The following is a 13,935-nucleotide window of genomic DNA, read 5'->3' on the forward strand; positions in this document are numbered from 1 at the left end:
TCCCCCAATCTTTAATTTATTTGTTCAATTTGCTTTTGAATTGATTTTAGTTGATAGGACTCCCCAGCTTTAACATTAAACTGAATAACGTCTGAACAGTCATTAACCATTTCAGCTTTGTCAACCGTAACAGGTGTTTTTGTGCGAACCTTACAAACTCCATCAAAGGCTGATTTGATTAAGGCACTGGATAAGTCCCCATTTTGCCATTCGATATCGAGTTCGTATCCACCTCTTGCACGAATCCCACTAATCTTCCCTTTCTTCCATGCCTTTGGAAGTGCGGGGAGCAGATGGAGTTCTCCTTCATGACTTTGTAACAGCATTTCAACAATGCCCGCTGTTGCAGCAAAATTCGCTTCGATTGTTAAGGGATGAAAAGTCAGCTTAGGATGACGATGGGCATTGAATAAATTAGGATGCGGATTACCTAGTAATTTTTGGAGGTACTCATACGCTGTTTCAGGATCTTCTAACCTGGCATAAAAATTAATGTACCAAGCAAAAACCCAGCCAATAGTATCTTTCCCTTCATGCAGACGTCTCCGCTCCAGACTTACACGTACCGCTTTGGCTAACTCTGGCGTACTCCGTAATGTGATTTGGTTACCAGGATGCAAAGGATAAAGATGCGCCGTATGCCGATGTCCCGGTTCAGCTTCTTCAAAATCCTTGAACCACTCCTGGAGTTGACCTTCTTTGCCAATTTGGAAGGGTAACAGCCGATCCCTGGCACTTTCGAGTTCACTTCTAAGTTCATGGTCTATATCTAGAAGGTTTGAAGCTTCAATACAATGGGTAAAAAGCTCCCTCATAATGGCGATATCCATTGTCGAACTCATGCTGACAGCAGCAGGCTCTCCATTTGATGATAAAAATGTATTTTCTGGAGAAGTCGATGGACTCGAAACAAGATAGCCATTTTCATCTTCTGTAAGGTAATCCAAACAAAATAGAGCCGATTCTTTCATTAATGGATACGCTTTATTTTTTAAAAATACTTTGCTTTTTCCAAAAGCGTAATGTTCCCATAAATGCTGACATAGCCAAGGTCCGGCCATTGGCCAAAATGCCCAACTAGCCGGTCCTTTTGAAGGTCCACCTTGAGGGGTAGCCGTTCTCCATAAATCCACAGCGTGGTGAGCCGACCACCCCCGACAATTGTAATGTGTTTTCACCATTTTGCTTCCTGTTAATCTTAAATCCTCTAACATATCAAATAAAGGCTCATGGAACTCCGCTAAATGGCACGTTTCAGCTAACCAATAATTCATTTCTGTATTTATATTAGTTGTATAATTACATGCCCATGGTGGACGTGTCATGTTGTTCCAAATCCCCTGCAAAGTTGCCGGTTGAGTATGGGGTCTTGAGCTGCAAATCAATAAATAACGCCCAAACTGAAAAAACAATTCGGCTAAATACGGATCTTCTCCCCCCCCACGGACAGCCATAATCCGTTCGTCAGTTGGAAGGTCCTCAAAACCGTTATCGCTTAATTCTAATTCCACTCGATTAAAGAAACGTTCGTAATCTTCTATGTGTCGCTCACGCAATTCTTGATACGTTAAACGACTGGCATCGGTTAACCATTTTGTACAAATGGGAAAAGGATCTTTCCCTTCCGTTACTGGATTTTTATCAAATCCATTGAAACTTGTGGCAGACGAAAGTAATAACGTAACTGAATCAGCCGATTTAACAGCGAGTACTGCTCCATCCGTTTCAATATGGCCGCCTTCAGGGATCACTTTTAAATGGGTCTGAAAACGAATGCCTTTTTTTTCTTCATAAACAACGAGATCTTGGTTGTTTTTTTCTATCGGCTCTACGTAACTTGGTGCAACACCCTCCATCATCACGTGATCACGCCCTACCTTTTTAACTTGATGATTAAGAGGGCTTGTCAACATGGTTTCAAAATTAATTTTGCCCTTCTGATCACTCTCCAGACGGATGACCATAACTTGATCAACTGCCGATACGAATGACTCTCGTTTATATCTAATAGAGTTATGAGTGAACTCAGAAGTTGAAAGAGCCGTTCGTAAATCTAATGTTCTCTTATAGTCTTGAACAGTCGATCCACTTTTGAATTCGATCCACAAATCACCCATGGCTTGGTATGCATGTGACCATGGGCCGAGCATGTGATTTTCAATAATGGTTTGCGCATCCCTATATTGCCCTAAGGAAATTAGATGCCGCACCTCATCCAAGTATTTAACTGCTTCCGATTGATCCTCTTCTCTTGGCATGCCGGACCATAAAGTATCCTCGTTTAGTGAAATGCGTTCGTTTTTGATACCGCCATAGATCATTCCGCCAAGGCGACCATTCCCAATAGGAAGAGACTCTACCCATTCTTCCGCTGGTTTGGAATACCATAGAAGCAAATCTTTCTTAGTCATCTGATTCTTCCTTTCCCCCTCAATTTGCGTACATTAGATAGAAGAGGTTAATATCACTGCTTGTTTTGAATCTAATTCAACCGTTCCGCTGACTTCCACCCCATTTAAAGCTTCATAATAAGGAGCTTTTTTTAGTTCCACGGTAACCGATTGATCGTTATGATTTAAAAGGAATAAAAACGCCTTATCTCCCTTTACCCGACGGCTGACTTCCACATTTTCAGGAGTGTTTAATATAGGGTGAATGTGATGGTGTTCACAGAGATGTTTAGCAAAATCTTTTAGGAAATTTGAATCGGGACTTGATCCTACGTACCATGCTTTTCCTTTTCCGAATTGGTTAGAAGTCAAAACAGGCATATCTGCATAGAACTCCTCTCCGTAAACGGCATGAATGTCGGCTCCCTCTGAATGAATCAAGTCACAGAGTAGCTCGCACTCATAAGCGGATTTGAACGAGCCCCTTTCAGTTTTCATCTTCATCCTGTTCAACTGATCAGGGAATAAGGCATCCATTTCTTCCACCCAGATCCCTAGCAATTTCCGAAGCTTTCCAGGATATCCGCCTGTCGTCACAAGATCATTTTCATTCACGATTCCACTGAAGAACGTGGTCACAAATGTTCCGCCCTCATTTACATAAGCCTCTAGTTTGGAATCCAATCCTTCTTTCACCATATATAACACCGGTGCAATGATCACATCATATTGACTAAAATCTGACTCAACACTGACGAAATCCACTGGTATGTTTTGATGATAGAAGGCATCATAATACTTTTGAACTTCATTGAGATAGTTCAAATCAACGGTTGGTCCACTGGAAAATTCCATAGCCCACCAATTATCCCAATCAAAAAGGATAGCTGTTTTTGACTCAACTTGCGCTCCGAGAAATTGATCCCCAAGCACCTGTAGCTCATGGCCTAATTCAGCACACTCTCTAAAAACTCGTGTATGTTCATGTCCTGCATGATCAATTAGAGCACCATGGAACTTTTCAAAAGCGCCAATCGACCTCCTTAACTGGAAATACATGATCGTATCCGCACCGCGAGAGAGAGCTTGATAGCTCCATAGTTTGGTTATCCCAGGGCGCTTTAAAGGATTTTGTGCTTTCCAATTTAGTTGGCTTGGACAGGATTCCATTAGCATGAATGACTTCCCGTCCTTTAATCCTCTCATAAGGTCAAGCCGCATCGCCGTATGACTCATCGGCATATCATTCGTTGGATAAAGATCGAGCGCAATGATATCTAATTCCTTAGCCCATTTAAAATAGTCAAGTGGTTTATAGGTGCCATTGCTTTGAAAGTTTGTTGTCACAATCGCTTCAGGAATAACTGTTTTTATAGCATCTCTTTCAAGCTTATAACAGTCTAAAAGGCTATCAGAATTAAACCTATAGTAATCGAGTGAAATACCTTGGAAAGCTGTCATATTGGGATTAGTTGCACTTAAATGCTCACTTAATAAATTTGGAAGCACAATCTGATCCCAATCATAAAAGGTATGCCCCCAAAACCGGGTATTCCAAGCTTGATTCACATTTTCTAACGTCCCGTATTTTTCCCTCAGCCAATCTTGAAAGGCTTCTTGACAGTTATCACAGTAACACTGCACACCGTATTCATTGTTAACATGCCATAACAGTAGCGCAGGATGATCCTTATATCGTTCAGCTAGTTTTCGGGCCATTTTTGAAGCAAATTGTCGGTAGGTCGGACTGTTTGGACACGAATTATGACGACGACCATATCTCTTCTTACGTCCTTCAAAATCGACGGTTAAGACATCTGGGTATTTTTTTGCCATCCAGGCAGGGTGGGCGGCTGTCCCTGTACCAAGACATACCTTGATATCATTTTTATGAAGCAAATCCATCATTTCATCTAACCACTCAAAGTTATAAGTGGACTCATCAGGCTGGTTAAGTGCCCAAGAAAAGACATTCAGTGTGGCAATATCAATTCCCGCAAGCTCGAATAACCGCATATCCTCATCCCAAATATCTCTAGGCCATTGTTCAGGATTATAATCACCACCATAAAGCACTTTAGAGACTTGATTTTTGAACAACTGCTTCACACCCTTTTGTGATCATTGACTCTTTCTTCATCTGTTTACTGACTCTCATTGGTGAACTTCCATTCAATGCAATCGGTTTAAGCCGGCAAGTAAAAATACGTTCAGTTGGCTCTAATAAATAAGTTGATAGTGTTGGGGCGTACCCACAGCTATGGTTTCCAATGCCGCTCTGGGCATCATCTAAGTTTACGAATGTGGCATTTTGTTTTTTTAATTCATTCACATGTGTTGTTTTCGTTAGATCTTCTATTGAATAATGATGGGCGCTTATATTTAACAGAGGTTCACCCAAAAACAGGAGACCGATCCCCCTAGAGTTTGTGAAGGTTGCCCATCTTACATCTGCCTTATTTCCATTTTCTTGTGGTCTGATATATGGAACAAACTGATCGTCTACCTTCCCTTCGTAAACTCCCAGTTTTCCACTTTCTTTTCTATCGCTATAACATTCATGCGGCCCTAATCCATACCACTTAAAATGATTAAGAGATTTTGGTAACTCACATTTCAAGCCAAAACGAGGTAAAACCGGAAGTTCTTTAGCTAATGGTATGAGTTTTGTCTCAACTAAAAGTTCTCCATATCCGTTCACTCTATATGTGATGACAGATTTAAAGCAGACACCCTCACCTGGCGCTCCATGAACGTACGAGGTTTGGACTTCGACTTCTTTATTTGACCATTCATTAATTGTTAGAGTTTTAAATAATGCGTTTAACCGATCATACCCTGCTGTGATCCACTCTTTCTTTAAATGCACATCATTATCTAATGGGGCACGCCATAGATTTAGTTCCAAACCATTTAGTAATAAAGGAACATGGGCATACGTCCAACTCGTAAGATTTCCATTATTTTTTGAAAAAACCATCTGGAAACTCCCATTTGATACGACAATTTCTTCATTTGTATTTTTTACAGACAATGATGGCACTGCTTCTAAATCAAAAGGAATATCGTTTTCAGTTTCAACGGATAGGGTTAAGTCAATCCATGCGACTTCATGACCTCTCTTGGCCCAAAGCGTATCATAACGGAGGGCAAAATTAAGGTGAATCCAATAGTCCAAACCTTGTTTAAGTTTTGAAGACACATATGGAACTTCAATTATCTTTTCATTGCCAGCTTCAATATCAAGAGTTGAAAGTTCACCCTGATCGATAATTACACCGTCCTCAAACAAGGACCATGTTGCTATAAGATGACTTAAAGAAGAAAAATCATAGCGATTCATAATTTTCACTTGGCCAAGTCTTAAATCAACCGGTTCAACAACAACCGGCTCAATCACTTTTTTATATTCTAATATAGAAGCCTTTACTCCACGGTCTGGGAACAGTAAACCGTCAATGCAAAAATGCCCGCTGTTTGGTTCATCATTAAAATCTCCGCCATAGGCATACCGCTCTTTTCCTGATTCATCGATTTGAGAGATCGCCATATCAGACCATTCCCAAATTAAGCCGCCTAATAATCTTGGATACTTATAGATGGTTTCCCAGTATTCTTTCATATTCCCAACCGAGTTCCCCATAGCGTGACCAAATTCGCACATAAGGAAGGGCCGATTTTCATCCACTTTCTTTCCTTCTTCAATTAGTGTCTCTACTGATGGATACATGGTGCTTACAATATCTACTATATTTTCCTCTCTGGCTCTTTCGTAATGAATGGGCCTTGTCGGCTCATTCTCACGAATCCATTCAGCCATTGCATCATGGTTCCCACCGTACCCAGACTCATTTCCTAATGACCACATAATAATGGAAGGATGGTTTTTATCCCGTTCAACCATTCGCTTGCAGCGATCTAGATAGTCCTCTCGCCAATCCGTATTTTGTGATATTGCCCCTTCATTTCCTATGAAATGGCAACCGTGCGTCTCTAAGTCTGCTTCATCTATGACATATAAGCCATATTTGTCGCAAATATCTAGCCATCTTGTATCATTTGGATAATGTGAAGTTCGAACCGCATTAATATTATGTTGCTTCATTAATTTAATGTCTTTAATCATAGAATCCACTGTAACGACATAACCCAATTTCGGATCAAACTCGTTTCGATTGACGCCTTTTATTGTGATGGGGGTTCCGTTAACAAGTAATCTTCCGCTACGGATCTCAATTTCACGAAACCCTGTCTTCACACTTTTAATTTCAGTAACCGTTTCGTTAGAATCTAATAATGTAAGGACTAAAGAATAAAGGAATGGCTCCTCAGCAGACCAACACTTGGGCTCATCCACAGGTATTTTGTAATGAAATAGCCCATCTATTGAAGTATGGTCGGCTAATTTATCTATTTTCCTCTCAAAAATAACTTCATTATCCGGATGAAGTAAGGTTAACTTCAGAGCCTGACGATCTAACTCCATTTGGTTACTAGTTTGATTCTCTAATGAGATCTGAACATCAAGGCATCCCTTTTGATTAACCTTCTCTAGTTGAGTTTTCACATAAATGTCTCTTATGAAGAACTTAGGCTCAGCAATTAAATACACATCACGAAAAATCCCACTCATTCGCCATTTATCTTGATCTTCAAGATAGCTCCCAGTTGACCATTGGTAAACTTGAACTGCTAGTTGATTCTCCCCCACTTTTAATAAATCTGTTATATTAAATTCTGAATGCAAATGGCTTCCTTGACTATAGCCAACAGGTTGACCATTCACCCATAAGTGAAAAGCAGAATCGACTCCCTCAAAAACTAAGAATATTTCTTTACTATCCCAGTTCATTGGAATATCAAATTGCCTTTTATAAAAACCCATTGGCTGATCCTCTGGCAGATGGGGAGGATCGATCGGAAATGGATATTTACTGCTGCTATATAAAGGAATTCCATATCCCAACATCTGCCAGTTACTAGGGACAGGAATGCTGTCCCAATTCGAAGTATCAAAGTCTTCCTCATAAAATGGTTCCGGTCTAAAATTTATTGAATCCGCATAAAAAAAACGCCAATTTCCATTTAACAACCTATAATAGGGAGACTGATTCCTTTCATCCAAAATGGCTGATTCTTTATTACTATAAGGAATCAATTGAACGTGCGGGGATTCTGTATTTTTTTGTATCGTTCCAAAATCCTTCCAATCAGTTGGAGCTAGTGTCATTCGTTCCATCTATAGCTCTCCTAACAACTGCTTAATTTCCAAAAGCGCTCTTTTAGGACTTGAGAGAACCGGTTTACCTGTGGCCTCATTCAATGTTTTTTCCATCCTTGCCATTGATCCTTGAGCTAATACGAACACATCTACTTGATCAGACAGTTGCTTAGCTGTTTCTAAAATTTTCTTATCATGTTCTTCTGGCCTCCCAGAGACTAACGCTTCATAGGCCCCTTCAGATAATCCATCAATAAGTACAACCTCTTTATCTATATCTTTAGCCTGTTTCTCAATTAATCGGATTGTTGGATTCAGCGTTGTCGAAAGTGTCGCCAATACACCTATTTTTTTATATTGGGTGACCGCTTCCTTTGCCATTGATTCATCAATCTTTACAATTGGCTTGTCAATAAATTGACGAGCAAGATCCGCCACTTCTCCAACCGATGAACACGTGTTTAAAATAAGATCCGCATTCATATCTGCCCCATTTTGATAATATTGAAATAAACGCTTCTTAACAGGTGATGTCACTTCACCCGCTTTTACGACATCATTTATTAAGCTGTCATCAATGATATTAATTAATCGACAATCCGGTAATGCTTCATCAAAAGCTTGCTTAACGAGTTCCGCTAACCCCTGCCCCGTATAGACAGCAACAACCGTTTTCATATGAAAAACCTCCTTATTTTAATTAGAAACGGTAAGCGCTTCCAATAACTGACAATAATTACTGTTTTTTTTCGTGTTTTAACCACTTAATCAAAGATCTACATTTATTATGTTTATTTTCTCACTAGAATTAAGTAAAAAAAATAGAACATATCTAAGGTCCAGATGTTCATTTTGAAGATCTAATCCTTAAATAGGCTCTTTCTTTAGAACTTATGTGTATGGCAAAATAAACGTGCAGAGTTGCCAATCTTGTTTCCGACCTGACCATAACGTCTCTTCATTGAGTTAAAGCAACTCAGTTTCTACTCCCCCATAAATATCGCAGCAAGGCGGCCATTGCCAATTGGTAAGGCTTCCGTCCATTCAAGTGGCCGGTTGTATCTATTAAAATTCCAGGTAATACCACCTCTATCTCTCATACGTTGTATTTAAAATGTTCACGATATTCTCCCGGTGTCACCCCTGTATACTTCTTAAATACACTGAAAAAATGACGAACGTTCTCATATCCGACTTTTTCTGAGATGACATTAAAAGATAGGTCTGGTTCTCTTACAATTAATTCTTTGGCTTTTTTAATTCGATATAAATGGATATATTGAATAAAAGTCAAACCGGTTTCCTTCTTAAATAGAGAGCTGATGTAATTGGGGTGGAGATAAACATGTTCTGCAATTTCATCAAGTGAAAGATCCTTATTATAATTTTTATCGATATGACCAATTATTTTTTTGATATTTTTAGACATGTTTGCGTTTTCATTTTTGAATATCCCTTCATTTTCCACTTCATGTACGACTTGATTCTTTGCGGGATTTTTTATTTGGAGTAACTCAACCGAAACATTTGAAAGAACATTAAACAATTCTGTTTTATTTACTGGTTTAAGCAAATAGTCAATGGTCCGGCATCTTATGGCTTGTTTTAAATAGCTCTTATGATCAAATCCCGATAGGATCACAAAATTATGACACGTCCCTCGAGCACGAAACTCATTAATTAATTCAAAGCCGCTCATTTCAGGCATTTGAATATCAGTAATTAATAAGTCAGGTTTAAAATGATCTAACTTTTCCAAAGCATCAACTCCATCACTCGCACTTTCAATTTCAGACCATGGGGTATTGCCGTTTTGTATGATTTTCATTAACCCCTTTACAATAAGAGGTTCGTCATCAACAATCATTAAATTCAACATCCATACTCCCCCTATTTTTGAATTTTAAGAATTAATGAAGTCCCATCGTTCAAGCGGCTTTTAACTTCTAAACCGGAATCGGCACCAAAAAAGGCTTTAATACGCTCACTGACATTATACAACCCTAAACCTGAACTCTGAGTTCTTAAATTCGTTTTTTCTAAGGTATTGTTTAGAACGCCATTAATAACCGCTAACCTTTCTTCTGTTATCCCTGGTCCATTATCTGAGATTTTCACCATAGTATGCAAATCAGTTTCTTTAATATCGATGGTAATAAATCCCTTTTTTCTAATTCTAGCTAGACCATGATTAATACAGTTTTCTACAAGAGGCTGTAAAATAAACCGAGGACATCTAAAGTTTGTGATCGCAACAGGCTTGTTTATTTGAAAATTAAGCTTGTCTCCCATTCTAAGCTGTTGAATACTTAAATAATCCTTGATGTTCTCGAGTTCTTCCTCGAGTGTTGTCGAATTTCCTTCCACAGAGAGACTATATCTTAAAAGTTTACTAAGCGTATAAGTTGCTTCAACCACTTCTTCATCTTCATTCATTTCAGCAAGCATCCGGATGGATTCTAATGTGTTATATAAAAAATGAGGATTTACCTGGGCTTGCAGGACTAAGTAATCCGCTTCTTTTTTTAAAAGCTCTGCTCGATGAACCTTATTCATTAGTTCATCTATTCTATAAATCAATGAATTATAAGATTCGGTCAAAAGACCGATCTCATCTTTTCCTTTATCCCCCTCATAAGGTGTTAATTGATTTTCATCAACATGTCTCATGTGTCTTGCTAGACCTAATATTCGTTGAGTCAAAACGGAAGCCGTTGCATAGTAGATCACAGATAATAGTCCCAACAATCCCAAAAATAAAAGGCCAAAAACAAAGGTTTTTTCCTGAATGTTCTTAAACACTTCGTTAACTGGACTAACAACAAAGATCTCTAAATTGCTCGTTTTCATAGTTAAAGTATTAATTAATAATCTCTTTTTATTGTCAATCCAATAATTATCATGGCTCTTATCGATTACATTCTCACGGTTGGTTAATTGCCTTGTATTTAATGGAAAGCTTTTATCACGATATAAGACATCCCCATTTTTCGCTTTAATCAGCACGTTAACATTTTTATATCCTTTTACAGTCTTTAAGAGGTTATTAAATATATGTTGATTAAAAGTGACTTCCAAAACCGCTATTTCATTACTGTAAGTTTCATCATAAACTTTTTGATAGTAAAAGAGATAGGGAGGCGTTTTAGCATTTTTATGTTTCTTTGCAATCCACATTCCCTGTTCATTCTTTAACTTATTTAATTTTTTTGAATCTTTATTGGAAAGATGAAGGGAATCAAGGTTCTCTATTTCTCCAGATACGGGTAAAATATCGAGATTCTTTTTATACAATTTGATAGATTGAATCGATGGATTCCCTAAATGGGCAAACTGAAACATCGGACGGATATACTTTAAATAATTATACACTTGGTCGCTGGGTGTTAGATACTGTCCTCTAAGATAATCAACAACAATCGGATCATATTGAAAGAGTGAGTAAATAGAATTAACTTGAGCCAAGTCCACATTAAAACTAGTTCCAGCCTGATTAACAAGACTCTGCTTTCCTGATGTATAGGTGTTCAATATATTGTTATAGAGGTGATTATACATAATCACTCCAAAAAAGAGGAGTGGAAGCACAACCAAGAAGAGATACCCTGTAACCATCTTCTTAACAATAGGAACCCTATTTATACTATTAATTCCATCAATGATCCAACGACTTCTCTGTTTCATTATAAACTCCTAGCCTATTACAAATTTGGGTAAGACTATTTCTAGTCTTACCCAAATTGTTTTATTGTTATTTAACTTTATTGTACTCTTGTTTAACCTTTTTATATTGATCATTTGCATATTTATCTAACTTTTGCAAACCAATTTGATCTGCTGTTTTCATCATATTTTGATAGGCTTGTTTAGCTTGAGCCGGAGTTTTTGCTAAATAAATTTTGGTTTGTTCATTTTTAATCATGTTATCTATATTCGCTTGTATGGCCTGTTCGTCTGATCCAGACGGTGGAGTCACTGCACCTAATAAAGGATCTGAATCCACATATTGCTTAGCATCCACTTCAGCAGCCGTCTGATCCGAATTAGGAACGTAACGTTGGACTTGTTCATTAATTCCATCATCGGCTAATAGGCCCCACCACACAACACCCATTTTTTGTTGAACCGTCGTGTCCTGGGAATTATAATTAAATTTCGGATATCCCCCATTTGCAACTGTTTTGTCCATAGTATAATCTTGGCCTTTAACTCCCCACAATCCTAATTGTTGCCCCTTTTGACTATGCATAAATTGGAGGAATTTAATTGCAGCTTCAGGATCCTTACAATTTTTTGTTATAAATAAGCCTGACCACCCAGTGGCATTTCCGTATATTTTTGGACTGCTTCCCAATAACTTTGTTAATTGAACAATTTTATAATTTTTTCCGTTTGATTTCAATTCAGTGTTAATAGCATCTGTCGCCGTAACATTATTAATCGCAAAAGCTTGCCCGTTTTCTATCATATCTTTTGCTTTATTTGTATCTGTCCAAGTGAAGTTTTCTGCTTGGATGAGTCCATCGCGATAGAGTTCATTCATAAACATATAATAATCATATTGTTTAGGATCATCAATATAATACTTTACCTTTCCATTAATCGTTTCAAATCCTTGATAAGGCACGCCATAATTCACTCGGAAATATTGCCCGATTGCACCTGGATTCATGACAAGCGGAGTCATATTTGGATACTTTTGTTTAACTTCTTTTAAAACATTAACTAAATCATCTAAAGAATTAATCTTCGGATCCCCAAGTTTATCAAGGATATCTTGACGAAGAGAGATGGCCGGGACATTCCCTAACGCTTTTGGTGTATCTTGGAATGTTTGCGGATTAGTAAACCCATTTTTTATTGAGTATAGATTGCCATCGCTTGCTTGATTTAAAACTCTCGCCATAGGATCAATATTAAAATTACTAATGTTATACTTTTTAATTAATTCATCCCAGGTATAGGAGATATTCGAGTTCGACATTTGCTGAAAGTTATTAGTTGTAAAGACAAGGTCTGGCAAATCACCTGATGAGATCATCAATGGTAATTGTTGGGCATCTGTTGCAACTTGTACCTTGAGTTTAACACCCGTTTCCTTAGTAATTTCTTCAGGTATCTTACCTGTCCAATCTTTTAAAGGCCAAAACGTTTGATCAACGAAAATGGTTAACGTGACCGGTTTTTTGGAGTTACCAGCTGAATCTGAGCTCTTGTTTGCATCCGTTTTAGTTGAGTTGTTACTACAGGCCATTAAGATTGAAAATGTTAAAACAAGAATAGCTAAAAACTTGAAATTCTTTCGGATTCTTTTCTTCATACCCTAACCTCCTAATGATTTTATACTTCGGTATTTAAAAACAAAACTATTCTAAGAAATCTTCTTAGTAAGTTGGTTTTATACCCTTATAGATAAAATTCATATTAACCTTTGACAGCCCCTATCGTTGCACCTTTTACAAAATATTTTTGCAAGAAAGGATAGACACACATGATTGGAACAATTGAAATAACCATCGCAGTAATTTCCAACGAGAATGTCGTTGATTGTGCGACACTATTCGCATAATCAGCAGCGGCTCCCTGTAAATTTTGAGGAAGATTGGATTCATTAATCACCTGTATCATCTTATAAGTTAGTGTTCTTAAGTGATCATTTTGAACATAATAAGCTGAGTCCAACCATGAATTCCATTGTGTCACCCCTATGAATAGAGACATTGTAGCTAAAATGGGTTTAGAAATTGGAAGGATGATTGAAAAGAAGATTCTGAGATCACTAGCTCCATCCATCCTTGCTGATTCTTCAAGTTCTGCAGGTATTTCCCTAAAGAAGGAAATAGCTATTAATAAGAGAAATAAATTCAGCATGGACGGAATCACATATACCCAAAAAGTATTTAGAAGATGAAGATTTCTTAATACGACATAGAGGGGGATAATGCCTCCTGAAAAATACATACCAACGATAAATATCGGAAAATAAACCTTTTTAAACATAAGCTTTTTATTGGATAATCCATAAGCAACCATACTCGTAAAAACAACACCCAAAAATGTTCCAACAACTGTTCTGGCAACACTGACAAAAAAGGCTAAGACCCATTTTGGATCGTGTATAATTGTGGTGTAGTTAACCAGAGAAAATTTTCGTGGCCAGAAGTAGATCCCACCAAGAGAAGCATCTACTCCGTCATTTAACGAAATGATTATTAAATAATAAAAGGGGTAAAAGGTGACAATAAATACTAGAATTAACAAAAAGTAATTTATCCCGTCCACAAAATAATCCTCAAGTGTTCTTTTCATAAGGAATCCTCCTTT

At 37.8% G+C, this 13,935-nt stretch carries 8 protein-coding genes; all 8 read right to left on the reverse strand.

Annotated elements, in window-relative coordinates; genetic code table 11:
* Positions 1-11: 11 nt before the first annotated feature.
* On the reverse strand, positions 12-2,411 hold the full coding sequence (locus PU629_RS16550) for a glycoside hydrolase family 95 protein (RefSeq protein ID WP_275281150.1): 2,400 nt from the start codon (positions 2,409-2,411) through the stop codon (positions 12-14).
* Between the two features lie 33 nt (positions 2,412-2,444).
* A complete protein-coding gene (locus PU629_RS16555) occupies positions 2,445-4,490 on the reverse strand; it encodes a beta-galactosidase (protein WP_275281151.1) in 2,046 nt (681 codons plus the stop codon).
* Positions 4,468-7,629, reverse strand: coding sequence for a beta-galactosidase, LacZ type (lacZ, locus tag PU629_RS16560; protein WP_275281152.1), 3,162 nt, complete (start codon positions 7,627-7,629; stop codon positions 4,468-4,470). The genes PU629_RS16555 and lacZ overlap by 23 nt, the downstream gene beginning before the upstream one ends.
* Positions 7,630-8,289 carry an aspartate/glutamate racemase family protein gene (locus tag PU629_RS16565; protein ID WP_275281153.1) on the reverse strand — a complete coding sequence of 220 codons (660 nt, stop codon included), beginning with the start codon at positions 8,287-8,289 and terminating at the stop codon, positions 7,630-7,632.
* A gap of 418 nt (positions 8,290-8,707) precedes the next feature.
* Positions 8,708-9,490: a response regulator transcription factor gene (locus tag PU629_RS16570; RefSeq protein WP_275281154.1), complete on the reverse strand. Its 783-nt coding sequence runs from the start codon at positions 9,488-9,490 to the stop codon at positions 8,708-8,710.
* Positions 9,491-9,501: 11 nt separating this feature from the next.
* On the reverse strand, positions 9,502-11,295 hold the full coding sequence (locus tag PU629_RS16575; protein ID WP_275281155.1) for a sensor histidine kinase: 1,794 nt from the start codon (positions 11,293-11,295) through the stop codon (positions 9,502-9,504).
* A 67-nt stretch (positions 11,296-11,362) separates the two neighbouring features.
* On the reverse strand, positions 11,363-12,931 hold the full coding sequence (locus tag PU629_RS16580) for an extracellular solute-binding protein (RefSeq protein WP_275281156.1): 1,569 nt from the start codon (positions 12,929-12,931) through the stop codon (positions 11,363-11,365).
* A gap of 104 nt (positions 12,932-13,035) precedes the next feature.
* A complete protein-coding gene (locus PU629_RS16585) occupies positions 13,036-13,920 on the reverse strand; it encodes a carbohydrate ABC transporter permease (protein WP_275281157.1) in 885 nt (294 codons plus the stop codon).
* Between the last annotated feature and the right edge of the window lie 15 nt (positions 13,921-13,935).

The organism is Pullulanibacillus sp. KACC 23026 (assembly GCF_029094525.1).
Classification (GTDB): domain Bacteria; phylum Bacillota; class Bacilli; order Bacillales; family Sporolactobacillaceae; genus KACC-23026.